This window comes from Streptomyces sp. NPDC096311, from assembly GCF_044763085.1.
Taxonomy (GTDB): Bacteria; Actinomycetota; Actinomycetes; order Streptomycetales; family Streptomycetaceae; genus Streptomyces.
In genome coordinates this window covers 422,755-447,393 of record NZ_JBIWFN010000003.1, presented here as the reverse complement: position 1 = coordinate 447,393, position 24,639 = coordinate 422,755, and the positions used below count along the sequence as shown (strand labels likewise).

Below are 24,639 nucleotides of genomic sequence, written 5' to 3'. Positions count from 1 at the left end.
CACCGCTCGTCGGGGACGACCCGGCGGTTCAACGCGCCGGGCGCGGGCATGGGCGCCACGGCGCAGGTCGCTCGCCGTGGAGCGTGTCGTCCGCCCGCGGTGACCCAACACTCCAACCCCTCCCCGCACCTCTGCCGACTCACCTCGGTCATGTCAACTCCCGCGACCACAGGGGCAGTTGTGATGCTTTCGCTACATGGCCGAAACCAAGATTCAGTGTGCGGAATCGCAGCGCTACGACCATTTGCGTGCGAGGCTGGCCCGTGAGGCATATGACCTGAGGGCTCTTGACCGTGTCCAAGAGGGATGTCGCACGGTTGGGGAGGGGGCGGGGAGGATGTGCCGTAGATGTGGAGAGGGCCCCGGCGCTTTATGGCGCCGGGGCCTGTCCTCCCCTGTGCTGACCCGGAGCCCCGAGCTCCCAGGGTCATCCCCTTCGGACCGATTTCCCCGAGCGGTCCGCCTCCCGCTGAAGATCTCCCCTCGGCGGCGGCGGTCAATCCCCGAGCGTGGTCACTCGAACGAGGGGTGTTGCCACCGAGAGGAGTAATTTCGAATGCTCATTCGATAGCCTGGCGGCGTATCACCGGCAAATCGGGTACACGTAGAGCAGCACATCAGCAGACTCAACGGCACGAAAGCGGCACGACAGCAGCAGGAAGCGCGGCAGTGAGCGCGGTAGGAAGCGGTACGAGTGGACCGGCCGACTCGACCGGGAGCGAGCGGTCCGAGCGAACTAGGGGGGTGCCAGACCTATGGTGCGGCGCATCGACGTGACGGGCGCGGGCGGCCTACGCCTCGCTGCCTGGGAGTTCGCCGATCCTCCCAAGAGCGACCCGAGGACCCCGCCCGCGCCCGGCGTGCTGCTTCTGCACGGCCTCATGGGCCGCGCCTCCCACTGGGCGTCCACCGCCCGCTGGCTCTCCGAGCGGCACCGCGCGGTCGCCCTCGACCAGCGCGGCCACGGCCAGAGCGACAAGGCGCCCGAGGGGCAGTACACGCGGGAGGCGTACGTCGAGGACGTCGAGGCCGCTCTCGAGCAGCTGGGTCTCGCCCCGACCGTCCTCATCGGCCACGCGATGGGCGCGCTGACCGGCTGGCAGCTCGCCGCCAAGCGCCCCGACCTCGTCCGCGGGCTGATCATCTGCGACATGCGGGCCTCGGCGTTAGGGGCCGCGTCGCAGCGTGAGTGGGAGGACTGGTTCAAGGCCTGGCCCATGCCCTTCGCCACGCTCGCCGACGTACGGAAGTGGTTCGGCGAGGACGACCCCTGGGTGGAGCGCCCGAACCCGTCCCGCGGCGAGTTCTACGCCGAGGTGATGCACGAGTCCGCCGACGGCTGGCGCCCGGTCTTCGAACCCGAGCAGATGCTCAAGTCCCGCCAGACCTGGGTGTACGACGCCCACTGGGAGGAGCTCGCCCAGGTCCAGTGCCCCGCACTGGTCGTACGGGGTCTGGACGGCGAGCTCGGCCGGGCCGAGGCCCAGGAGATGGTCCGCGTCCTGCCGCACGGCCAGTACGCGGAGGTGGCCGACGCCGGTCACCTCGTGCACTACGACCAGCCGGAGGCGTGGCGCGCCGCGATCGAGCCCTTCCTCGACGGCGTACTCACCGGCCAGGACCGCTAGGACCTGTCGTGTGGATCAGGTCCAGGCCCGCCGGGCTCAGCCCTTGCTGACCGCCGCCAGGATCTCCGGCAGCCGCCGGGCCGTCCGTGGCGCCGCCATCCGCAGCCCGAACGCCGTGATCAGCGCCCCGTATCCGGCCCCCAGCGGCAGCAGCAGCCACCTCCACCGGTCCCCCTCCGCCGTCACGTTCAGCCAGATCGTGAGGGCGATGACGGGAGCGGTCAGCAGCGCCGCCGAGACCATGCCGCCGAAGATGGCGATCCAGGCGAGGCCCGCCTGCCCGGGAGCCACGTTCTTGTAGCCCTCCTGCGGGATCGAGTACGGGAAGCGGGCCGAGGACCAGGCGCCGGTCGCCAGCATCGCGCCGAGCAGCGCGAAGGACAGGCCGAGCACCTCGGGCAGCTTGGACCAGTCGTCGAGCATCGCCGTCGTCAGCACGGTCACGAGGGTCGCGTACGGCAGGGTGATCACCAGCAGCGCCAGCGCGCGCCCGCGCAGTTCGACGTACGCGTCGTGCGGGGAGGCGATGGTCATCGCGACCATCCAGAACGCGGAGGTGTCCTGGCCGAACTGGTTGTACATCTGGATGCCGAGCATCCCGGCCGCGAAGCACGCGAAGTAGATCGAGCCGGTGCCCTGCAGCGCGTTGAACACGGGCACGATCAGCCCGATCGCGAGCGAGGTCACCCACGCGGCCTTCGTCTTCGGGTCGCGCCACACGTACCGCAGGCTGCGCTCCATCACGGTCCCGGTGCGTCCCGAGGGCAGCAGCCGGCGCAGCCCTCCCGTCGGAACCCGCTCCCGCGCGGCACTTTCGGCCGCCTGCAACGTCGACCCGTCCGGGGAGGTCATCAGCCGGGTCAGGTGCCTCGACCAGAGCGCCAGCAGCCCCACCAGCGCCGCCACGCTCAGGACGAGTTGGGCGACCCCCACCCCGTACGAGCCCTTGCTCATCGAGTCCACCGCGCCGATCGCCGATCCGGGCGGCACCCAGCGCAGCACGTCCGCCGCCGGGTCGAGCCGGGACAGTCCGCCCGCCGAACCGAGCCGCTGCGCGCCGAAGTTGACGAGCTGCGCGCCGATCGCGATGACGAGGCCGCTCAGTACGGCCAGGTCGCGGCCCTTGCGGCTGGACAGCAGCCGGATGTTGGCGGCGGCGACGGCCCGCGCGAGGGCCACACAGACGAGCAGCGCCAAGGGCACGGCCACGACACCGGTGACGTACGCCGCCGTGCCGTGCGCCACCGAGATCACGGAACCGACCAGCAGGCACAGGGTGAACAGCGGTCCGATACCGACCAGTGAGGCCACGAGCAGCGCCCGGACCAGCGGGTCCGGTCGCAACGGCAGCATGACGAGCCGGGTCGGGTCGAGGGTCTCGTCGCCGCTGGGGAAGAACAGCGGCATCACGGCCCAGCCGAGCGCCATGACCGCGATCAGCAGGACGGTGACGGACGCGGCGTGCGCGTTGTCGCGCAGGGCGATGAGGCCGAGCAGTTGGAGGGCGGCGAAGAGGAGGACGACGACGACCGAGGTGATGTACGCGGCCCGCCGCCCGGCCGACTGCCGCAGCCCGTTGCGCAGCAGCGACAGCTTCAGCCGTACGACGACGGGGGTGATCGAGGCCTCGGAGGAGACTCCGGAGGTGCTCGTGCTCATCGCGTCGCCCCGCCGCCCAGCCAGTCCAGGTCGGCCCCGTGGTCGCGGCCCTGTGCGCCGACCAGTTCCAGGAACGCCTGCTGGAGGGAGGGCGAGTCGCCGCGGACCTCCGCGAGCGGGCCGTGCGCGCGGATGCGCCCCGCGACCATGACGGCCACCCAGTCGCACAGTGATTCGACGAGTTCCATGACGTGGGAGGAGAAGACGACCGTGGCGCCCGAAGCGGTGTAGCGCTCCAGGACGCCGCGGATGGTCTGCGCGGAGACGGGGTCGACGCCCTCGAACGGCTCGTCGAGGAAGAGGACCTCGGGGTTGTGGAGGAGAGCGGCGGCGAGGCCGATCTTCTTGCGCATGCCCGTCGAGTAGTCGACGACGAGTTTGTGCTGGGCGCCCGCGAGGTCGAGGACGTCGAGGAGCTGGGTGGTGCGCTTGTCGACCTCGGCGCCGGGCAGGCCGCGCAGCCGGCCGGTGTAGGCGAGGAGCTCACGCCCGGAGAGCCGTTCGAAGAGCCGCAGGCCCTCGGGGAGTATGCCGATCCGGGCCTTCACCGCCGCCGGGTCGCGCCAGACGTCATGGCCGACGACCTCGACGCCGCCCTGGTCGGGCCTGAGCAGCCCGGTCACCATCGAGAGGGTGGTCGTCTTGCCCGCGCCGTTGGGCCCTACGAGTCCGATGAACCGCCCCGCGGGCAACTCCAGATCGATCCCGGCGACGGCGACCTGCTCCCCGAACCGCTTCCAGAGCCCGCGTACATGTACGGCGGGAACGTCTGCCCCTGTTTGCTCGGCCATGTGAGCACCCTAAGGGGCAAGGTTTCAGGGGCGCGAGGAACTGCGCGAGCAGCCACGACGAACCCGCGGCTCAAGAACGGCGCCGAACCACGGTCATCGGTCCCTGCCGCACGCATAGGCAAGCGGCGAGATCAATTCCTCCGCGTCCGGTAGCCACCGATTCGCCGGCGTCGGCCGGCAGGCCCACTGCACCGCACCCCGCGAACCGAGCCGGGTGGGCGGAGCCGCCACGTAAGAGCCTTCGCCCAGGGTGATCAGGTCGAGGGAGGCGGGCGGCCAGCCCAGTCGGCGTACCAGGTCGGGGACCTTCACCGCGGCGCCGGGAAGGACGAAGAAGTGCATGCGCCCGTCCGGCGTGCACGTCACCGGTCCCAGCGTCAGCTCCATCCGCTCCATGCGGGCGAGCGCGAGGAACCCGGCCGTCTCCGGCACATCGATCGCGTCGAACGTACGCCCGGTGGGCAGCAGGATCGACGCGTTCGGCTGCTTCGACCACATCCGGCGTGCGACGGTCGCACTGCCCGTCGCCTGTGTCGCCCAGTCCTCGCGCGCCGCGTGTGCGCCCGGCGTGGGACAGGTCGCCTCGCCACAGGAGCAGCGTTGCATCCCGTCGACGGCCTCCAGCCACGTGCCCGGGAACACGTCCCAATGGCGTTCTTCGGCATATCGCACGGCGGTGTCAAGTAGTGATTCGCCACGCTGCTTCGGGATTTGGACGGCCTCGGGCCCCGCGATGGTCTCTTCCACGATGAACACAACTCTAGCTGCCACAGGGGGTTACGGGGGTCCCGTGCGCGGGGGAGGGGCATCGTTCCCGCGTGCGGGGCGCATGGATGCACAGGTGGGGGCGCGCAGGGGGAACGACAGCGGGTCGTGGGTAACCAGGGGTGGGGTCGGGCAACCGCCTGTACCCCGGCAATCCTCACATGTCTCGCATCTTCGGTATGTCGGCGGGGCATTGATCTTCATGGCCGACTTCCTTCGCTGTGGTTGGCCGATGAGGACACGTCAACTCGGTGCGTGGGCAGGCACCGCAGCCACAGGGGGTACGCCATGGCCGCAAGGCCTCTCGTCGCCAGGCAGCCGAACGAACGGCTGCAGGCGCTCATCCAGGAAGCGGGCTGTTCCAACGCCGGCCTGGCCCGCCGGGTCAACATGTGCGGCGCCGAGCACGGCCTCGATCTGCGCTACGACAAGACCTCGGTGGCGCGCTGGCTGCGCGGCCAGCAGCCGAGGGGGCGCGCTCCCGCGATCATCGCCGAGGCGCTCGGCCGCAAGCTGGGCCGTACGGTCACGATCGACGAGATCGGCATGGCCAACGGCAAGAACCTCGCGTCGGGCGTGGGGTTGCAGTTCTCGCCGACCGTCCTCGGCGCCATCGAGCAGGTGTGTGAGCTGTGGCGCAGTGACGTCGGGCGCAGGGACTTCCTGTCCGGCTCGTCCGTCGCCGCCTCCGCGCTCGTCGAGCCGAGCCGCGACTGGCTGATCTCCGCGCCGGACTCGCAGGTGGCGCGTGCGGCGGGTCCACGGGTCGGGCTCTCGGACGTGGCGGCGGTCCGCGCGATGACCCAGGCGCTCACCGATCTGGACCACCAGTACGGCAGCGGTCATGTGCGCCCGGTCGTCGTGCACTACCTCAACAGCGTGGTCTCCGGGCTGCTCGCGGGTTCGTACCGGGAGGGCGTCGGGCGTGAACTCTTCTCGGCCGTCTCGCGGTTGACGGAACTCGCGGGCTACATGGCCATCGACACCGGTCAACCGGGCCTCGCCCAGCGCTACTACATCCAGGCGCTGCGGCTCGCCCAGGCGGCCGGGGACCGGGGATACGGCGGGTACGTGCTGGCCGCGTCCATGAGCCACCTCGCGGCGCAGCTCGGCAACCCGCGCGAGATCGCGCAGTTGGCGCGCGCGGCGCAGGAGGGGGCGCGGGGGCGGGTGACACCGCGCGCGGAGTCGATGTTCCACGCCGCAGAGGCGCGCGGGCACGCCCTGATGGGCGACGCGCGCGCCGCGCAGGTGGCGTCCGGGCGTGCGATCACCGCGCTCGAGGGCGCCGACGCGGCCTCGGGGGACGACCCGACGTGGATCGCGCACTTCGACGAGGCCTATCTCGCCGACGAGTTGGCGCACTGCCACCGTGACCTGGGCCAGGCGGAGGCCGCCGCGCGCTGCGCCGAGGAGTCCCTCGCCGGGCATCCGGAGTCGCGGGCCCGCCGCCGGGCCATCGGTTACGTCCTGCTGGCCACCGCGCAGGTCCAGCAGCGCGAGGTGGAACAGGCGTGCCACACGGGTCTGCGGGCGGTCGAACTCCTCGGCACGCTCCGCTCCAACCGTGGCGCCGAGTACCTGGACGACTTCCAGCAGCGCCTCGAGCCGTACCGGGACGAGGCGGTGGTGCGGGAGTTCGGGGCGCGGATGGAGTTGCAGGCGGCGGCGTGAGTGGATCATGTGTGCGCCGGTGAACACGCGGTGTGCACGGGCGTGAACGCCGGGCTAACGAAGGCGCTTGGAGTGGGAGGAGTCAGAAACAGCGCACGGTGGGGCGTATTCGTTACCCCGGTCACAGGAGACGGGGGTAACGCCCTGTGCTGCGTGGCACGGGCGCGTGGGGACCCGGTAGCGTGAGCCGACGATTCCGAAGGTCCCCCATTAGTAGGAGTCCCGGTGACGCAGAGTGGACAGGGCGAGCAGCCCTCGGCGCGCGCGGCGCGCGAAGGCATCGTGCTGCCCTCCGACGGCGGCGAACCGCTGTTGCCGGGCATGACGGGCGACCGGGCCGTTCCGGCGGCCCCGGCGATCCCGGCGAGCGGTCAGACCTGGGACCAGCCGTGGGGACCGGATCCGTCGGCGGCACCGGCCCCGCAGCCGGCCGAGGGCTGGGGAGCGCCCGTGAACGGCACCCAGACGTGGGGTGGCTCCGAGCCGTCCTCGTCCAGCGCCCCCACCCCGGACTGGGGCGGTCACGACCCGTCCACCCAGACCTGGGCCGCGCCCGAGCAGCCGGCGCAGGGCTGGGGCGCCGCCCCGGCCCAGCAGCAGGGCTTCCCGGCCCAGCAGGCCCCCGGCGGCCCGCTGCCGGCCGAGGGCACCCAGCCGCCGTCGTACGGGGAGCAGCCGCCGTCGTACGGCGGTCAGGAGACTTCCTCCTACGGCGGCCGACAGGATCCGACGTACGGCGGCCACCAGGGCGGTGCCGTACCCCAGCAGCAGGGCGGGCATGCGCACGCCGCCGCGCTGCCGCCCGCCGTTCCCGGGGCGCTGCCGCCCGCCCTCGACGAGGGCGCCACGCAGTACATCCCGCCGGTTGCGGCCGCGGCCGAGGGCGCGACCCAGTTCCTGCCGCCCGTCCCCGCCACGTCCGCCGAGGGGGCCACGCAGTACATCCCGCCGGTGGGCCCGGGTGCACTGCCGCCCGAGGTGTCTTCGGGGCCGCTGCCCCCGGCCGCGCACCCCGACGCCGAGGCCACGCAGTACATCGCCCCCGTGCCCGCCGAGCCTGGCGCGGCGCCGTACGGCATACGTCCGGGCGGGCCGGAGGACCGGCAGCCGCCCGCGGAGTTCGACAACCTGTTCCGCAGTGCGCCCGGCGCGCCGAGCGCGTCGGAGGGGCCCGCGTCCACGCAGCAGCTGCCGCGGTTCGAGGCCCCTGCCCCGCACGCCCCCCACACTCCGCACGCTCCGTATGCCGCGCAGGCCCCGGGGATGCCCGGAGCGCCGGGCGGGCGGGCCGCCACCCGGCGCGGCGCGGCCGACGACGGCAGCGGCGGTGGCCGTGGTGGACGGAGCCGCTCGCGCGTTCCGCTGATCGCCGGTGTCGGGATCGGCATCGTCGTGCTCGGTATCGGGGCCGGCGCCCTGCTCAGCGGCGGCGGAGGCAGCGACAGCGGCAAGAACGACAGCAGCAAGAACGTGTCGGCGACGGCCGCGCCCACGGACGGCTCGTCGTCGGCGGCCGACCCGGCCAAGGCGCAGGCAATCGCGCTGGACAAGCTCCTCGCGGACAGCAACAACAGCCGCGACTCGGTGATCAACGCCGTGGAGAACGTGAAGGCGTGCAACAACCTGGACCAGGCGGCCAGTGACCTGCGCGACGCGGCCAAGCAGCGGTCCGGACTGGTGACCAGGCTCGGCGGTCTCTCGGTCGACAAGCTTCCGAACAACGCCCAGCTGACCGCCGCGCTGAACAGTGCCTGGCAGGCCTCCGCCTCGGCCGACAACCACTACGCGGCGTGGGCCGACCAGGTCAAGGCCAAGAAGGGCTGCAAGAAGGGCCACGCCCGCACCACCGGTCAGACCTCGGCGGCCAACCAGGCCAGCGGCACCGCGAGCGCGCAGAAGGCGAAGGCCGCCAGGCTGTGGAACTCGATCGCTTCGACCTACGGACTGACGCGGCGCACGACGACCCAGCTGTGACCGCCCGGTCCGAGCCCGGGTGTCAGCCCGGTCCGAGCCCGGGTGTCAGCAAGGTCCGAGCCCGGGTGTCAGCCAGGTCCGAGCCCGGGTGTCAGCCAGGTCCGAGCCCGGGTGTCAGCCAGGTCCGAGCCCGGGTGTCAGTTCGAGTCCGCGTTCTCCAGTGTCTTCGACACATCGATGAACCCGTTGCGCTCCGAGGCGAGCTGACCCTTGCGTACGACCTGGAAGGTGACGTGGGCGTTGACCAGGCGCGGGAAGTCGACGGCCGCGATCAGGTCCTCGTAGCGCCAGCTGAGGGTCGGGGTGAGCCGGCCGGTGGTGACCTTGAGGCCGTTGTCGAGGGCGTGCCGGATCGCGAGAGAGGTCACCTGGTTGTCGCCCAGTGACTCGATGACCGACTTGAGCACGTTGTACGCGATCCAGGTGGTCTGCACGCCGGCGTCCGCGGGGTCGATCCGGTTGTCGCCGAAGGCCTGCTCCTTGATCACCTTGCGCATCGGGTCCCAGCGCTTGTCGCTCGCCACCGGGTACCAGCCGGTGACGTGCGCGCCCTCGTACGGGCTCGACTGGCCTCCGGTGGAATCGATCAGGGACTGGTCGAGGCTGCCCAGCACCGTGCCCGTGCCGACCTTCGGATAGTCCTGGCGGTCGCGCCGGAACGAGTCCATGAAGGTCTCCGTACGGTCCCCGAGCGCGGACACCACACAGCCCCGCTTGAGCGGGTCCGAGCTCGCGCGGCTGAGCGCGAGCTGGGTCTGCTGCGAGTACTCGGTCGCGTCCTCGGCGGCCCGCTGGTCGGTGCCGGGCGCGTGGCCCTCCGCCTTCAGGCCGGCGTTGAGCAGCACCGGGAGCTGGTCGCCCGCGACGGTGTCGGGGCGGACGAGCGCCACCGGGCCGCACGTCTTGCCGAGCTGCTCCCCGAGACCGGCCAGCAGGGCCGGCTCGCCGCCGTTGATCGGATAGGAGAGCGGGCTCGAGAACTCGTCGTCGGTGACGCCGTAGCCGCCGATGTACGGGATGCCGGCGGCCTCCAGCGGGGCCAGGAAGGAACGGCCGTGCTGGCTGTAGGAGCCGACGACCGCGACCACGTTCTCGTCGGCCGCGCGCCGGGCGCACTTCGCCGCGTACACGGTGTCGTTGTGGTCGTTGCAGGTCAGGACCTTGAGCTTGTGGCCGTTGATGCCACCGTTCGCGTTGATCCAGCGCGCGTAGGCCTCGGCCATGGCGGGCATGCCGGGCTTGTTGGTCGCGGGGGTGTCCTGCGGCGCCCAGGTCATGACGGTGATGGGGTCGTCCCCGGAGCCCCCCGTGATACCGGGGACGACCCCGCACCCGACAGCGATCGACGCGCACGCCACCACCGCGCCCGCGAAAAGGGCTCTGGCCTTGACCTTCGTCGAGACTCTGGACCTGGTTCGCTGGGGGTGGTCGGGTGGGGTGGTGCTGGTGCGTCGCCTACCGGTCATGGACACGCACGATTCCGTCACATCACTAACCTCCGTGTGACCCGTGGTCAACGTGAGGTGACGTAGAGGTGAATTACGGGGGGCGATGATCGCATTTTCGCGGAGAACGTACGATCGTCGACTGTGCAAGGTTCGGAGAACTCTTCCCGTCGCGGCCGTCGCTCCTCCACCATGGGCGGCATGCCACTGAACGACATGCCCTGGTGGCGCTGGCGCAGCAATGTGCGTTCCGCGCTGCACATGCTCTCCGACCCCACCTTCCAACGTGACGTCTGGCTCGCCGGGATCGACGGGTACGGGGACGTCACCGACGCCGTGTACCGCCTGGTCGAGGACACCTGGCTGGACAACTGGTCCGCCGAGAAGTACGTCGGCACGATCTTCCGGGACTCCCAGGAGGCGGCCCTCGTGGACACCGCCGTGCTCCGCGTCCTGCGGATCATGCACCAGGTCGGGCCCGACGCCCCCGTCTCCGCCTACCTCGACCACCAGGCGTGGCCGGAGGCACTGCGGGCGGCGCGCGACGCGCACGTACGTCTCGCGGTGAGCGACGGCGAGGATCCGGACACTCCGCCGCGGACGCTGGAGGTCCTGCGGATCCTGACGCGCTCGGCGTAGCGTCCGCGTGGCGGGACGGTCCGTCCGGCGCGGTGCCTCGTATGGGACCCTGTCCTGCATGAACGATCAGTCCACCGGCGCCGCCGCGCCCGCCGAACAGTACGTCCTGACCCTCTCCTGCCCGGACAAGCAGGGGATCGTGCACGCCGTGTCGAGCTACCTCTTCATGACCGGCTGCAACATCGAGGACAGCCAGCAGTTCGGCGACCACGACACGGGACTGTTCTTCATGCGCGTCCACTTCTCGGCGGAGGCGCCGGTGACCGTGGACAAGCTGCGCGCGAGCTTCGCGGCGATCGGTGACTCCTTCCACATGGACTGGCAGCTCAACCGGGCCGAGGACAAGATGCGGGTCGTGCTGATGGTCAGCAAGTTCGGCCACTGTCTGAACGACCTGCTCTTCCGCGCGCGGACCGGCGCGCTGCGCGTCGACATCGCGGCCGTGGTCTCCAACCACACGGACTTCGCCGAGCTCGTGGCCTCGTACGACGTCCCCTTCCACCACATTCCGGTGACGAAGGACACGAAGGCGCAGGCCGAGGCGCAGCTGCTCGAACTGGTCCGCTCCGAAGGGGTCGAGCTGGTCGTGCTGGCCCGCTACATGCAGGTGCTCTCGGACGACCTGTGCAAGCAGCTCAGCGGCCGGATCATCAACATCCACCACTCCTTCCTGCCGAGCTTCAAGGGCGCGAAGCCGTACCACCAGGCGCATGCGCGCGGTGTGAAGCTGATCGGCGCGACGGCGCACTACGTCACCGCCGACCTCGACGAGGGGCCGATCATCGAGCAGGAGGTCGAGCGCGTCGGCCACGACGTGACGCCCGACGGGCTGGTCGCCATCGGGCGGGACGTGGAGTGCCAGGCGCTGGCGCGCGCGGTGAAGTGGCACGCCGAGCGCCGGATCCTCCTGAACGGCCGCCGCACGGTGGTGTTCGCGTAGGACACGCGGAGGCTTCGCCTCCGGCCCCGGGGATCGTTTCGGCCGCGGGTGGACGGGGCGGCCTACATCCGGCTCAGGGACGCGGCGGCGAAGAGTACGTCTCTGATGGCCTCGCGGTCGCCCACCTGACCCGCCGCCGCTTCCTCCGGCGACACATGCCCCGCCGCCAGCCGGCAGAACTCCACCCCGTCCAGCGCGACATGCGCGACCTCGTGCTCGGCGGAGGCGACGCTCGCCGGGGAGTCGAGCGGGATCAGCCACTCGCCCCCGCCGGAGCCCTCGATCTCCAGACGCAGACTGCGCCCGGGTGCCCCGGCGGCGACGAGCCGGCGGGGCGCCGGAGCCGACAGCCCCGCCCGCCGCCGCTCGGCGAGCGACACGGGCAGCATCCGCGCCGCCAGGTCGATCATCCGGTGCAGATGACGTGGCGCGGGCGGCTCGTACGGATAGTCCACGGCGTCCGCGATGTCCCCCGCGTGCACCCAGCACTCGAAGGCGCGATCCAGCAGCGAGTCGCTGAGCGGCAGTGCGAATCCGCCGTACGACACGGCGAGCCGCCCGGAGCCTCCGCCCGCGAACGACACCGTGCGCACGATGTGGTGGCTCTGCTCCCGCCAGGGCGCGCGCACGGCCCGGGTGGGCGGGAAGTGCGAGGCACGCCAGTACGCCTCGGTGCGCTGCGAAGGGGTCGGGGCGCCCGCGGCCGCCCCCTCCGCCTCGGTCTTCTCGGCCGTCGTGCCGCCGAGCGGGTCCTCCAGGCCCAGCGCGATCCCCACCAGCCCGTCCACGGAGAGCAGATGCGCGATGACCCCGGCCACCGTCGTACGCCGGCTCACGGGCCCGTCGCCCTCGAACCAGCGCAACCGCACCGGCGCGTGCCACTCCGCGTCTCCTATGTCCTGCAACAGCGCGTCGAGCCGCGCGGCCTCCGCGTCGTAGGGCGCCGCCCACTCGGGCACCGGGATACGCGCCGGCCGCCGGTCCAGGCAGCCCTCCAGGACCCGGGTGCGCAGCGTCGGGTCGAGATCGAGGCTCTCCGGCGGGTGCAGCAGCCCGACCGCCCCGCGCAGCCGCAGCGCCTCGTCCGCGCACGACCCGCACTCCCCGAGGTGCTCCTCGACCGCCGCCGTCTCCTGCGCCGAGCAGGCGGCCAGCGCCCACGCGCCGAGCAGCGCCTTCAGCACCCGGTGTTCCAGGACGAGCGGCGCGGGCTCCGGCAGCGGCAGTCCGGTGTCCTCGACGGAGGAACGCGGCATGGGGATGCGCGGCGGCTGCTCCGGCCCTGAGGGCCCGGTGAACCCGCCGCCGCCCCCGTCACCCCCGCCTCCGTCATCCCCTCCTCCGACAGGGCCGTCACCATGGCCGCCGTCGTCGTCGCGGGGCCCGCCGGAACTCCGGCCGGCCTCCTCCCGCGCGCGCCCGCCTCCGTCCTCGCCGTCCCCCTCACCGCCCTGCTCGTGCGCCTCGTGCTCCTCGTGTTCGTCGAGAGGCCTGTCGAAAGGCTCGTCGAAGGGCCCGAACCGGTCCGCTCCTCCGCTCACCGCGCACCTCCGTATTCGGGCGGCGTGCCGGAGAGCCCGGCGTCGTGGGCGGTGGACAGCAGTTGCAGGCCGAGGCGGAGCCGGCGACGGGCCTCGTCCTCGGTGACGCCGAGGTCGGCGGCGGCCTGGCGGTAGTCGCGACGCTGGAAGTACGCCAGCTCCAGGGCGGCCCGCAGTGGGGTCGGCATGGACGTGACGATGTAGTCCGCGCGGGCTGCGACGGAGGCGCTGCGCACCTTGCGTTCCAACTCCTCGGTGGTGCCGCCGCCGTCCAGGGCGAGCGCGGCGGTCTCGGCGGCGCGCAGCCGCTGCACGGCGAGCCGGTGGGTCAGCGTGGCGATCCAGGAACGCAGGGGCCCCTGCTTGGGGTCGTACGACTCGGGACTCTGCCAGACGTGGGCGAACACCTCGCGGGTGATGTTGTCGGCGGCCCGTTCGTCGCCGAGTACGCGGTGCGCGAGGCCGTGCACCAGCGAGGCGAACCGGTCGTAGAGCTCACCGAGCGCGGCCGCCTCCCCGCGTGCGAGCCGCTGCTGCATCTTGCGGTCCCAGCGGGGCGGTGCGTCCTTCGTCGCCATGCGGCCCCCTCACTCTGCTCCTGCCCGGCGCCTGTCCCTGCCGTCCCTGTCCATACCCGTCGGCGGCCGGCGTCCCCGTCCAGCCTGTGTGCATCGCTGTCTCGAATGTAGTCGGCACGTCCGACAGCGCACGCCCCTTTACGTCAATGTGCGCCCCTGGACGGGGTCCGGATGGTAGAAGCCCATCGCTTCCCCCCTTGGATCCGATCGAATGAGACCGTACGTGACCACTGGACGACCGAAACAGCTCGGTCGTCCAGCGTTTTCGACCGTAGACCGACGTTTCATCGAACGCCTACCGGTGTTTCATGGAACGACGGTGGGGCAGCCGCGCTGACAGGAAGCGTAAGAAGTGCTTCCGTTTTCGGCGGGCGAGGCGAGCGGGAGGCGTTGTGGTGACGCTCAAGGTGACCGACGACGAGTGGGGCGAGTGGGGTGAGTGGGCCGTGCTCCGGGTGTCGGGCGAGATGGATCTCGTCACGTCTCCGGTGCTGCGCCGACGGGTGCACGAGGCGGTCGCGGAGGGTCGCCACAGTCTGGTCCTCGACCTCTCCGAGGTCCTCTTCTGCGACTCCAGCGGCGTCGGCGTCCTCATCGCGACCCGCCGCCTGGTCCGCTCCTGCCAGGGGCGCCTGCGGCTGATCCTGCCGGCCCAGGGCGCGTCCGACGTCTCCCACGTCAACCGCGTTCTCGGGGCCCTCGGTGTGCGCCGCCTCTTCGACGTCTATCCGGACGTCGTGTCGGCCGTCGACGAGGAGTCGAGCCCGCTGTCGGCGTGAGCCCGCGCCACACAGTTGTCCGGGAATTCCCTCGGTCTTGGCACAACCGTCGTTTTCCCGCACCCCCGGTTGCCCGGGCGTCGTACGCTCCGTGCCAGATGAAACCGCAGTCCGGCTGAGAGTCCGGCTGAGTTGTAAGGCGGTCCGAGAAGACCATGGTCAGTACCGAGTACGAGCGCAGGATTGCCGCCCGCTTCGCCGGCTTCGACCAGGACGGCAACGGCTACATCGACCGGGAGGACTTCAACGCCGCGACGAAGGCGGTTCTCACCGAGTTCGATACGGCGGCACGGTCGGACAAGGGTCAGGCCCTGTACGTCGGCGCGGAGGCGTTCTGGCAGGGCATGGCGGGGATAGCGGATCGCGACGGCGATCAGCGCATCACCCGGGAAGAGTTCGTGAACGGCGCCGTGAAGCGGCTGCGCGACAATCCGGACCGCTTCGGGGAGATCGCCCGTCCCTTCCTGCACGCGGCCCTCGCCGTCGCGGACACGGACGGGGACGGCGCGGCCACGGTCGAGGAGGCCGTCCGCGTACTCAGGGCCCTGGGCGTGCCCGACGGCGTCGCAGCCGCGGCGGCCGCCACGCTCGACACGGACGCCGACGGCCGGATCGGCGAAACGGAGGTCGTCACCTCGTTCGCCCGCTACTTCACAGTGCCGGAGTAGCCCCCTACGGGACCCGCAACTCCCCAGACCGCCCGGGCTTCCGGGGCCCGGGCGGCTCCTGAAGTCCGTGCACCCCCCTCACCTCACCCCCGAAAACCGCTCCCGGAGCTTGTACTTGAGTACCTTCCGGAGCGTTTCGTTGCGGGGGAGGGCGTCCACCACCTCCAACTGCTCGGGGAGTTTGTGGACGGAGAGTCCTTCCTCGCGCAGGTAGGAGACCACGACGGCGAGCGTCAGTTCGTCGGCGCCCGGGGGCTGTTCGACCACGGCGCAGACCCGCTCGCCGCGGTCGGCGTCCGGGAGGCCGATCACCGCGACGTCGCCGACGGCCGGGTGCCCGTGCAGCAGGTCCTCGATCTCCCTCGCCGAGATGTTCTCGCCCTTGCGGATGATGACGTCCTTCAGGCGCCCGGTGAGGACGAGGTGCCCGCTCTCCGTCAGATGACCGACGTCGCCGGTGATCAGGAACCCGTCCTCGTCGAAGGCCTCGGCGGTCTGCGCCGGGTCCAGATACCCCTGGCAGACGGCCTCCCCACGCAGCCGTACCTCGCCGTCCACGATCCGTACCTCCATGCCCGCCGGCGGCCTGCCCTCCGTCGTCGCGAGGTTCTCGGCCGTGTCGTCCGGCGCCCCCATCGTGATCATCGGGACCTCGGTCATCCCGTACCCGTGGGTGAGCTGCACACCCATCTCCCGGACGACGGAGTGGTACACCTCGGGCGGCTTCGGCGCGCCCCCGCCCGCCAGCAGCCGCAGCGTGGGGACGACCGGCTCGGACGGCCGCTTGCGCTGCTCGGCGAGGAACATCGAGTAGAACGCCGTCGAACCGCCCGCCACCGTCACCCCGTGCCGCCGGTACTCCGCCAGCGCCTCCGGCAGCCCGAAGTGCTCGAACATCACCGCGGGGAAGCCGTACAGCAGCAGCATCACCGTGTAGTCGGGCCCGGCGATGTGCGCGTAAGGGAAGGCCATCGAGCCCACGTCGGCGGCCGACAGGTGCAGCGCATGGGCGAGACACGACCCGCCCGCGATCAGCGAACGGTCCGTGTGGAGGACGCCCTTGGGGTCGGACGTCGTTCCCGACGTCCAGTAGATCCAGCGGACCGAGGTGCCCTCGGCGGGCGGAGCGGGCAGTACGGCGGGATCGCCGTCCGGCAGCACGTCGTACGCCTCGAAGACACCCTTCGCGCCGAGCCGTCGCGCCATCGCCGTGTGGTCGAACCCGCGCCACTCGCCCGGTACGGCGAAGTACTCGGCCTTGGACTCCCTGAGCGCGAAGCCGACCTCGCGGTCGCGGTAGAAGGGGATCACCGGGGACTGCACGGCGCCGAGGCGGGCCAGGGCGAAGGACAGCAGGGCGGTCTCGATACGGGTGGGCAGCTGCCAGGCGACCACCGTGCCGGGGCGTACGCCCATGTCGTACAGGCCCGCCGCCACCCGCTCGGCGCCCTCGCGCAACGCGCCGAAGCTCAGGGTGCGGTCGCCCTGGAGGAGGACCGGGCGGTCGGGCGTGAGGTCGGCCCGGCGGGCGACCATGTCCCAGAGGGTGCGGGATGCGCTCAGTGCGTGGGCGGTGTCGTTCACGGCGGCGGCCCCCTGTGACCGTGATGGAGCTGACGGACAGTCAGATCGTGCGCAGAGCGTAGGGCTCGGCGCCTTGTCGGTCCAGGGGTGCGGGACTAGCCTGCTGAGGAAGCGAGAATCTGACGACCCATCAGATATGTACGCCAGGCGGAGGGGAACCATGACCGAACTGCCCCGCATCATCAGCGTCGACGACCATGTGATCGAGCCCGCGCACCTCTTCGAGGCCTGGCTGCCGAAGAAGTACCAGGACCGGGGACCCAAGCCCCTCACGGCCGGCATCGGTGAACTCGCCTACGTCGGCGGCAAGTACCAGATCACCATGGACCCGGACGGCCCGCCCACCGACTGGTGGATCTACGAGGACCTCAAGTTCCCGTACAAGCGCAACATCGCCGCCGTCGGCTTCGACCGCGACGAGATGACCCTGGAGGGCATCACGCGCGCGGAGATGCGGCGCGGCTGCTGGGACCCCGTCGAGCGGCTCAAGGACATGGACCTCAACCACGTCGAGGGAAGCCTCTGCTTCCCGACCTTCCCCCGCTTCTGCGGGCAGACGTTCGCCGAGGCGCACGACAAGGAAGTGGCCCTGGCCTGCGTGCGCGCGTACAACGACTGGATGGTCGAGGAGTGGTGCGGCGACAGCGGCGGCCGGCTGATCCCGCTGTGCCTCATCCCGCTGTGGGACATCGAACTGGCGGTCGCGGAGATCCGGCGCAACGCCGCGCGCGGAGTGAAGGCGGTGACCTTCTCCGAGATCCCCACCCACCTCGGCCTGCCCTCCATCCACTCCGGCTACTGGGACCCGTTCTTCGCGGTCTGCCAGGAGACGGGGACGGTCGTGAACATGCACATCGGTTCTTCGTCGCAGATGCCCGCCGCGTCCCCGGACGCGCCGCCCGCCGTACAGGCCTCGCTGTCCTTCAACAACGCGATGGCCTCGATGATGGACTTCCTCTTCAGCGGGGTGCTGGTGAAGTTCCCACGCCTCAAACTCGCCTATTCCGAGGGGCAGATGGGCTGGATCCCGTACGCCCTGGAGCGCGCCGACGACGTCTGGCAGGAGCACCGCGCCTGGGGTGGCGTCCGGGACCTCATCCCGGAGCCGCCCTCGACGTACTACTACCGGCAGATCTTCTGCTGCTTCTTCCGCGACAAGCACGGCGTCGCCTCGCTGGACGTCGTGGGACGGGACAACGCGACCTTCGAGACCGACTACCCGCACGTCGACTCGACCTTCCCGCACACCAAGGAGGTCGCCCTGGACCATGTGAAGGGCCTCGACGACGAGACCGTCCACAAGCTGATGCGCGGGAACGCCATCCGCATGCTCGACCTGGACCTCGACAGGTAGCGGCCCCATGGACCTCACGTACACCCCTGAGGAGGAGGAGTTCCGCGCCCGGCTGCGGGAGTGGCTCGCCGAGGTGCTCCCGGCGCTGCCCCCGAAACCGTCCCCGGACGACTGGCCCGGCCGGCGGGCGTACGACCTCGGGTGGCAGCGGATGCTGTACGACGCCGGGTACGCGGGGCTGCACTGGCCCGTCGACGCCGGGGGCCGGGGCGCCACGCCGACCCAGCACCTCATCTACCTGGAGGAGACGGAAAAGGCGGGCGCCCCCTACGTAGGGGCCAATTTCGTCGGACTGCTGCACGCCGGGCCGACCATCGCCTCCGAAGGGACCCCCGCACAGCGGGCGCGCTGGCTGCCGCCGGTGCTGCGCGGTGAGGAGGTGTGGTGCCAGGGGTTCAGCGAACCGGACGCCGGCTCGGACCTCGCGGCGCTGCGCACCCGCGCGTGGCGGGACGGCGACGACTACGTAGTGAGCGGGTCCAAGATCTGGACCTCCCACGCCGAGGTCGCCGACTGGTGCGAGCTGCTGGTCAGGACCGACCCGGCGGCCCCGAAGCACCGCGGGATCTCGTGGCTCGCGATGCCGATGGACGCGCCCGGGATCACCGTCCGGCCACTGCGCACCCTTGCCGGCTCGACCGAGTTCGCGGAGGTCTTCCTCGACGAGGTGCGGGTGCCCGTGTCGCACCGGGTCGGCGCCGAGAACGACGGCTGGCGCGTGACCATGGTGACCCTGTCGTACGAGCGCGGCACCGCTTTCGTGGGTGAGGTCGTGGCCTGCCGGCGGGTGCTCGGGGAGGTCGCGCGCGAGGCCCGGAAGAACGGCCGCTGGGACGATCCGGCACTCCGGCGGCGGCTGGGCGGGCTCAACGCCGAGTTCCGCGCGCTGTGGCGGCTCACTCAGTGGAACGTGAGCGAGGCACAGAGCAACGGGGGAGTCCCGGGGATCGGCGGTTCGGTTTTCAAACTGAGGTACTCACACGCGCGGCAGGAGCTGTACGACGCCGCCGCCGAGGTTCTCGGGCCCGAGGCGCTGGACCTGGACAGGGAGTGGACCCTCGACCGGCTCAGCTCCCTGGCGTACACCATCGCGGCCGGCACCTCGCAGATCCAGCACAACATCGTGGCCGAGCGGATCCTGGGCCTGCCGAAGGGACGGTGAGTACTTCCCCGTGGACTTCCAACTCACGGACGACCAGCGAGCCTTGAAGGCGGGCGTGCGCGAGCTGCTCGCGGCGCGGTTCGGCCGGGAACGGCTGCGCGCCGCCGTGGACGAGGGGCCGAGGCTCGACCGGGCCCTGTGGCGCGAGCTCGGCGAGGCCGGGTTCTTCGCACTGCGCCTGCCCGAGGCGGACGGCGGCGTCGGACTCGGCCTCCCGGAGACGGTGCTCGCCTTCGAGGAGGCCGGGCGGGTCCTGCTGCCCGGCCCGCTGATCGCCACGCACCTCGCGGCGGGCGTGGTGGACGGGGCCGCCACCGGAGAGACCGTGGTGACGGCCGTCGACGGCGGCGGCCTGGTGGAGTGGCTGGCCGAGGCGGACGTCGTACGCGGGGACGCGACCGGCGCCGAGCCGCTGCGGCCGGTGGACCCGCTGACGCCGCTGCACCGGGTACCCGTATCCGGTGCGGCCGGTCCCACCGGCGTGCGCCCCGTGGGTTCCACCGGCGCACTCCCCACGGCTTCCCTCACTTCGCTCCTCACGGCGGCCGAACAGCTCGGCACCGCCGCCCGCGCCTGCGAGACGGCCGTGCAACACGCCCGGACCCGCGAGCAGTTCGGGCAGCCGATCGGGGCCTTCCAGGCGGTCAAGCACCTGTGCGCGCGGATGCTGGTGCGGGTGGAACTGGCGCGCGCCGCGGTCTACGCCGCCGCCGTCACGGCCGACCCCGTGGACATCGCGGCGGCCCGGCTGCTCGCCGACGAGGCCGCCGTGCGCGGCGCCCGCGACTGCCTCCAGGTGCACGGCGGCATGGGCTTCACCTGGGAGTCCGACGTCCACCTGTATCTGAAGCGGGCTTGGACACGGACTCAACGTACGGGAATGGCTACGGAGAGTGAGGAATTGTTGGCGGCCGATCTGGTGTCCGGAGTGGGTCGATAGGCCTCTGTGCAGGCACGGTCCGGAAAGGGGTGCAATGAATGTCGCGGATCGTGGCATACCGGAATTACAGAGCGTTGATATCGGGTTGTGTCCTATGCGTGACTTGTCACGGCCTGGAGTCGGCGGCGGGCTCGGGTACCTTGTGTGGGATGCGAGTGGTTCCGAGATCGAGCGATCCCGGTGTTGCCTCTGAGGCCGCGCCGGATGCGGCGATGCTCGCCGCTCGCAAGGCAGTGCGGACCCCCGCGACTGCCTGTTCGACTCCCCGTGGCGAGCGTCGCACAGTATGCCGCACGCGTACTCCTTCGCGCTGGAATATGCCCGAAGCGCTTGTTGGGGTGACTGTACGTCAACCATGCTGTCTCTCAAGGGAATCACGTTCCGTGATCCTGGTTCTGGTCATGCAGGTCATGGCCACGATCGTGGCCCTCGTGAGGCGCGAGGCGATGTGTCCGCCGGTTCGGATGGTGTGAGCGGTGCAGGTGCTTCAAGTGCAGCTGGAGATCCGGCCCGACCCCGCGGAGGTGGGGCGAGCTCGGAGGTGGGCCCGTTCGCGGCTCGCCGGGTCCGGGATAGGGGTCGATGAACCGCTCGCCGAGACGCTGATCCTGCTCGTCTCCGAACTCGTCACCAACGCCGTGGTGCACACCGGCTGTCCGGCCGTGCTGCGGCTGTCCCTGCCGGGCGTCCTCGGTGAGTCCATCGGCACCGTCCGCCTGGAGGTGGCCGACTCCAGCGCCCGCCCCCCGGTACCCCGGCACGCCGAGGGCGACGAGACCAACGGCCGCGGCCTGGAGTTGGTCGACGGCCTGGCGGACCGGTGGGGCTGGAACCCCGAGGGTGCGGGCAAGAGCATCTGGTGCGAGGTCGACCGCTGTACGCAGGGCGCCCGGGCGGGGGCCGCGTACGCGGCCTCCTCCTATGAGGACTTCGCGTACGAGGCGGTCTAGCCCGCACCGGCACCCGCACCCGCACCCGCCCCGCTCCCGTACCTCTGGGAGCTCTGGTGCGGGAACACGGTTCGTGCATCTGTGCACGCGTTCCGTTTCCGTGGCCCGGGTCGGGGCCGAGTGCGCCGGGATGTGCTTCCGTGCGCGCCCCCGCAAAGGGTGCGTAAGTGATAATTCCCCGAACGGGTGTTGACGTGGCGTGTCCGTTTGATCACGCTTGTGTTCAGCGATTCGCCGCGAGGGGACGACGAGGGCTTCGGTGACGGGAGCCCTCGGCGAGTGCGGGTCGTGATTCGGCGTCGGCTCCTACAGGGCCACAGGGAGCAGGGCGGGTACGCCGGAACCGGATGGCGGCGCGCGATGCCGTGCTCGGGGCGCGCAGTGGCGCGCCGCCAGCCGACCCTTTTCCCCGGGAGTCCAAGGGGATCCAGGCGCTCACTTCAGAGGATGGCGACCGGTGCCACCGGGGTCCCCGTGCCGCCCACGAAGGGTTCCGGCATCGCGGACAGCAGGAAGGCGTAGCGATTCTCTTGTCCACATGCTGTGGACAACTCTTCGAGATTCCAGTTCTGGCCCTGCAGCATCCCCATCTCGACCAGGTCGAGCGCGTGCACGGGCAGCCACAGGTCCTCGATTTCGGGAGGGAAGATCTCAAAAGTGAGAGTGTCGTTCGCGACGGCCGCGACATCGCGCGCGTGGAACCACTCGGGCGTACGGATCGACAGCCCGGGCGACGGATACCCGTACGCGTGCTTGTCGCCGGCCAGGTAGACCTGGATCTGCCCGGTCCGTACGAGCACGATGTCCCCGGACCGCACCCGTGTGCCCGCCAACTCCTCCGCCGCGTCGAGGTCTTCGGGGGTCACGGGGTGCCCGCCGTCGAGGCGGTCGACACCCCGCGCGCGCGGGATGTCGAGCAGGACGCCCCGCGAGACGAGGTGCCGGGGCTTGTCGATGCCGCTGAACTCGGCGCCGCCGTGCGGGGTGATCGTGCCGGCCGGGCGGCCGTTGTAGAGCTTCCCGGAGTGCGAGACATGGGTGAGCGCGTCCCAGTGGGTCGCCGCCTGGAGTCCCAGGGTCACGGCGTCGTCGCTGCACGCGACCGTGCCCGGGCCGAAGATCTCCTGGTTGATCTGCACCATGACGTGCAGCGGATTGATCCGCCCGGGGATCATCCCGGTCTGCACCCCGTCCTGCTGGAGCGGGAGCGCGAGCGGAACGCGCCGCCCCGTGCGGACGCAGGCGACGGCCTCTCGCACCACCTCGTCGGTGATCAGGTTCAGGGTCCCGATCTCGTCGTCGGCGCCCCAACGCCCCCAGTTGTTCACGCGCTTGGCGATGTCGTGGAACTCGACCGGAAGTGACATGAGTCCTCCGCGGGGCTTGTCTCCGGGTATCTGACGGGTCGTAGAATCCGAGGAGACCGAATCTAACGGACCGTCAGAAACTGCGGGAAGGGGCCGGACGTGGGGAACTTCTTGACAGGAAAGGTCGTCGCCGTGACGGGGGCGGGCCGTGGGATCGGCCGCGCCGTCGCGCTCGCCGCGGCGGCCGAGGGCGCGCGGGTCGTCGTCAACGACTACGGGGTGTCCATCGAGGGCGCCGAGCCGACGAGTTCGATCGCCGACGCCGTGGTCAAGGAGATCGAGGCGGCGGGCGGGCAAGCGGTCGCGGTGGCCGACGACATCTCCACGATGGCCGGCGGCGGGCGGGTCGTCGACGCGGCGCTGACCTCGTACGGACGTATCGACGGAGTGGTGTGCGTGGCCGGCATCCTGCGTGAACGGATGCTCTTCAACATGTCCGAGGAGGAGTGGGACCCCGTCGTCGCCACCCATCTGAAGGGCACGTTCACGGTCTTCCGGGCGGCTTCGGCGGTCATGCGCAAACAGGGCGCGGGCACGCTGATCGGCTTCACCAGCGGCAACCACCAGGGTTCGGTCGCGCAGGCCAACTACAGCGCGGCGAAGGGCGGGATCATCTCGCTGGTCCGCAGCGCGGCACTGGGCCTGCACAAGTACGGGGTGACGGCGAACGCGGTGGCACCGGTCGCCCGTACCCGCATGTCGGCCCATGTACCCATGGAGCTGAAGGAGATCGGCGAACCGGAGGACGTGGCCGCGCTGGTGGTCTACCTCCTCTCCGACCGTGCCCGCGAGGAACGCATCACCGGGCAGGTCTACACGATCGCCGGCCCGAAGATCGCGGTGTGGGCACAGCCGCGGGAGCTGCGCGCCGGGTACGCGGAGGGCGGCCCCTGGACTCCCGAGCGGATCGCGGACTTCCTGCCGGGGACCGTGGGCGTGGACCCCATGCCCCTGCTGGAACAGGTGGAGGCCATGGCGCGGGCGGCGGCGCGCAAGGCGCGGCCGAACGCGTGAAGTGCCGTTGTTCTGTTGGGCCCGTGGGTGAGGGGGACACATGGAGTTCGGATTCGACGCCGAGGACGAGGCCTTCCGGCGCACGGCACGGGACTGGCTGAGCGCTCACCCGGTCGGTGAGCCGGTCGTCCGCCAGGACTGGGAACGGGAACTGGGCCGGGGCGGCTGGATCGGCCTCGGCTGGGCGGAGGAGGGCTACGGCAACCGGCGGGCGAGCCTGACCCAACAGGTCGTCTGGGCCGAGGAGTACGCCCGTTCCAAGGCCCCGGCCCGCTCGGGTCACATCGGCGAGAAGCTCCTCGCCCCCACCCTCATCGCCCACGGGACCCCGGAACAGAAGGCCCGCTTCCTGCCCCCGGTCGCCCGCGGCGAGGAACTCTGGTGTCAGGGATACAGCGAGCCCGGCGCGGGCTCGGACCTGGCGGGGATCCGCACGGCCGCGGTACGGGACGGCGACACGTACCGCGTCAACGGCCAGAAGATCTGGACCTCGCTCGCCCACGAGGCGCACTGGTGCTTCGTCCTCGCCCGTACGGAACCGGGGTCGACCCGCCACCACGGCCTGTCCTTCCTTCTCGTCCCGATGGACCAGCCCGGCCGCGTCGAGGTCCGCCCGATCCGCCAGCTCACCGGCACGAGCGAGTTCAACGAGGTCTTCTTCGACGGGGCGGTGGCGCGTGCCGAGCACGTGGTCGGCGGCGCGGGCAACGGCTGGCAGGTCGCCATGAGCCTCCTCGGTTTCGAACGAGGAGTCTCGACCCTGGCCCAGCAGATCGGTTTCGCGGAGGAGCTGGGCCGGGTGATCGAGACGGCTGTCGCCACGGGCGCCGCGGCCGACCCGGTCGTCCGCGACCACCTCGTACGCCAGTGGGCGGAGCTGCGCACGATGCGCTGGAACGCCCTGCGGACGCTGGGCGGTTCGGGCGACGCGGGCGCGCCCAGCGTCGCCAAGCTGCTGTGGGGCCGTTGGCACCAGCGGCTCGGTGAACTGGCGGTACGGGTGCGGGGCGCGGAGGCCGCGACCGGCCCCTGGGACTGGTCGGCCGCGGCACCGTACGAACTCGACTCCTCCCAGCACCTGTTCCTGTTCAGCCGGGCCGACACCATCTACGGCGGCTCGGACGAGATCCAGCGCACGATCATCGCCGAGCGCGTGCTCGGCCTGCCGAGGGAACCCAAGGGCTGAG

Annotated in this window: 21 protein-coding genes; 13 read left to right on the top strand and 8 right to left on the bottom strand. The window is 71.2% G+C overall.

Annotated features, from left to right (window positions below; all coding sequences use genetic code 11):
• Positions 1-755: 755 nt before the first annotated feature.
• On the top strand, positions 756-1,628 hold the full coding sequence (locus ACIRA5_RS10305; protein ID WP_403689328.1) for an alpha/beta fold hydrolase: 873 nt from the start codon (positions 756-758) through the stop codon (positions 1,626-1,628).
• Between the two features lie 36 nt (positions 1,629-1,664).
• Here ACIRA5_RS10305 and ACIRA5_RS10300 read toward each other — a convergent pair whose 3' ends face one another.
• The 3 genes from ACIRA5_RS10300 to ACIRA5_RS10290 form a co-directional block, all read right to left on the bottom strand.
• Positions 1,665-3,287, bottom strand: coding sequence for a transporter (locus ACIRA5_RS10300; RefSeq protein WP_403689327.1), 1,623 nt, complete (start codon positions 3,285-3,287; stop codon positions 1,665-1,667).
• Entirely contained in the window at positions 3,284-4,078 is a 795-nt protein-coding gene (locus ACIRA5_RS10295) for an ABC transporter ATP-binding protein (RefSeq protein ID WP_403689325.1), read from the bottom strand. The genes ACIRA5_RS10300 and ACIRA5_RS10295 overlap by 4 nt, the downstream gene beginning before the upstream one ends.
• A gap of 93 nt (positions 4,079-4,171) precedes the next feature.
• On the bottom strand, positions 4,172-4,834 hold the full coding sequence (locus ACIRA5_RS10290) for a bifunctional DNA primase/polymerase (protein ID WP_403689323.1): 663 nt from the start codon (positions 4,832-4,834) through the stop codon (positions 4,172-4,174).
• Between the two features lie 297 nt (positions 4,835-5,131).
• Between ACIRA5_RS10290 and ACIRA5_RS10285 the strand changes: the two genes are divergently transcribed.
• Together ACIRA5_RS10285 and ACIRA5_RS10280 are read left to right on the top strand one after the other, a co-directional pair.
• Positions 5,132-6,517: a transcriptional regulator gene (locus ACIRA5_RS10285; protein ID WP_266625679.1), complete on the top strand. Its 1,386-nt coding sequence runs from the start codon at positions 5,132-5,134 to the stop codon at positions 6,515-6,517.
• Between the two features lie 225 nt (positions 6,518-6,742).
• Positions 6,743-8,491 (top strand): hypothetical protein, encoded by a 1,749-nt coding sequence (locus ACIRA5_RS10280; protein WP_403689321.1) that lies wholly within the window; start codon positions 6,743-6,745, stop codon positions 8,489-8,491.
• Positions 8,492-8,628: 137 nt separating this feature from the next.
• Here the strand turns inward: ACIRA5_RS10280 and ACIRA5_RS10275 are convergent, their stop codons facing one another.
• The gene (locus ACIRA5_RS10275; protein ID WP_403689318.1) at positions 8,629-9,957 is read right to left on the bottom strand and encodes an ABC transporter substrate-binding protein; all 1,329 of its coding nucleotides are present in this window, start codon (positions 9,955-9,957) and stop codon (positions 8,629-8,631) included.
• 171 nt (positions 9,958-10,128) lie between these two features.
• Between ACIRA5_RS10275 and ACIRA5_RS10270 the strand changes: the two genes are divergently transcribed.
• Together ACIRA5_RS10270 and purU are read left to right on the top strand one after the other, a co-directional pair.
• Positions 10,129-10,575 carry a hypothetical protein gene (locus ACIRA5_RS10270; RefSeq protein WP_054235639.1) on the top strand — a complete coding sequence of 149 codons (447 nt, stop codon included), beginning with the start codon at positions 10,129-10,131 and terminating at the stop codon, positions 10,573-10,575.
• A gap of 58 nt (positions 10,576-10,633) precedes the next feature.
• Complete coding sequence (purU, locus tag ACIRA5_RS10265; protein ID WP_403689315.1) at positions 10,634-11,515, top strand: formyltetrahydrofolate deformylase; 882 nt, start codon at positions 10,634-10,636, stop codon at positions 11,513-11,515.
• Between the two features lie 62 nt (positions 11,516-11,577).
• On the opposite strand, the gene ACIRA5_RS10260 is transcribed toward purU, so the two are convergent.
• Positions 11,578-12,771 (bottom strand): maleylpyruvate isomerase N-terminal domain-containing protein, encoded by a 1,194-nt coding sequence (locus ACIRA5_RS10260; protein WP_403689752.1) that lies wholly within the window; start codon positions 12,769-12,771, stop codon positions 11,578-11,580.
• Between the two features lie 281 nt (positions 12,772-13,052).
• A complete protein-coding gene (locus ACIRA5_RS10255) occupies positions 13,053-13,634 on the bottom strand; it encodes a sigma-70 family RNA polymerase sigma factor (RefSeq protein WP_403689313.1) in 582 nt (193 codons plus the stop codon).
• A gap of 395 nt (positions 13,635-14,029) precedes the next feature.
• On the opposite strand from ACIRA5_RS10255, the gene ACIRA5_RS10250 reads away from it, so the two are divergent.
• Complete coding sequence (locus ACIRA5_RS10250; RefSeq protein ID WP_180292960.1) at positions 14,030-14,413, top strand: STAS domain-containing protein; 384 nt, start codon at positions 14,030-14,032, stop codon at positions 14,411-14,413.
• Between the two features lie 155 nt (positions 14,414-14,568).
• Positions 14,569-15,081: an EF-hand domain-containing protein gene (locus tag ACIRA5_RS10245; RefSeq protein ID WP_403689310.1), complete on the top strand. Its 513-nt coding sequence runs from the start codon at positions 14,569-14,571 to the stop codon at positions 15,079-15,081.
• A 78-nt stretch (positions 15,082-15,159) separates the two neighbouring features.
• Here ACIRA5_RS10245 and ACIRA5_RS10240 read toward each other — a convergent pair whose 3' ends face one another.
• The gene (locus ACIRA5_RS10240; RefSeq protein ID WP_403689308.1) at positions 15,160-16,665 is read right to left on the bottom strand and encodes a class I adenylate-forming enzyme family protein; all 1,506 of its coding nucleotides are present in this window, start codon (positions 16,663-16,665) and stop codon (positions 15,160-15,162) included.
• 160 nt (positions 16,666-16,825) lie between these two features.
• On the opposite strand from ACIRA5_RS10240, the gene ACIRA5_RS10235 reads away from it, so the two are divergent.
• The 4 genes from ACIRA5_RS10235 to ACIRA5_RS10220 all read left to right on the top strand — a co-directional run bounded on the left by ACIRA5_RS10235 (position 16,826) and on the right by ACIRA5_RS10220 (position 21,071).
• On the top strand, positions 16,826-18,019 hold the full coding sequence (locus ACIRA5_RS10235; protein ID WP_403689305.1) for an amidohydrolase family protein: 1,194 nt from the start codon (positions 16,826-16,828) through the stop codon (positions 18,017-18,019).
• A 7-nt stretch (positions 18,020-18,026) separates the two neighbouring features.
• Positions 18,027-19,181: an acyl-CoA dehydrogenase gene (locus ACIRA5_RS10230; protein WP_403689303.1), complete on the top strand. Its 1,155-nt coding sequence runs from the start codon at positions 18,027-18,029 to the stop codon at positions 19,179-19,181.
• A 10-nt stretch (positions 19,182-19,191) separates the two neighbouring features.
• Positions 19,192-20,121: an acyl-CoA dehydrogenase family protein gene (locus ACIRA5_RS10225; RefSeq protein WP_403689301.1), complete on the top strand. Its 930-nt coding sequence runs from the start codon at positions 19,192-19,194 to the stop codon at positions 20,119-20,121.
• 476 nt (positions 20,122-20,597) lie between these two features.
• On the top strand, positions 20,598-21,071 hold the full coding sequence (locus ACIRA5_RS10220) for an ATP-binding protein (RefSeq protein ID WP_403689298.1): 474 nt from the start codon (positions 20,598-20,600) through the stop codon (positions 21,069-21,071).
• Positions 21,072-21,511: 440 nt separating this feature from the next.
• Here ACIRA5_RS10220 and ACIRA5_RS10215 read toward each other — a convergent pair whose 3' ends face one another.
• Positions 21,512-22,438, bottom strand: a complete 927-nt coding sequence (locus tag ACIRA5_RS10215) for a cyclase family protein (RefSeq protein ID WP_352044149.1) — start codon at positions 22,436-22,438, stop codon at positions 21,512-21,514.
• A 99-nt stretch (positions 22,439-22,537) separates the two neighbouring features.
• On the opposite strand from ACIRA5_RS10215, the gene ACIRA5_RS10210 reads away from it, so the two are divergent.
• Both ACIRA5_RS10210 and ACIRA5_RS10205 read left to right on the top strand, forming a co-directional pair.
• Complete coding sequence (locus ACIRA5_RS10210) at positions 22,538-23,452, top strand: SDR family oxidoreductase (protein ID WP_403689296.1); 915 nt, start codon at positions 22,538-22,540, stop codon at positions 23,450-23,452.
• A gap of 40 nt (positions 23,453-23,492) precedes the next feature.
• Positions 23,493-24,638: an acyl-CoA dehydrogenase family protein gene (locus ACIRA5_RS10205; RefSeq protein WP_403689293.1), complete on the top strand. Its 1,146-nt coding sequence runs from the start codon at positions 23,493-23,495 to the stop codon at positions 24,636-24,638.
• Position 24,639 lies beyond the last annotated feature (1 nt).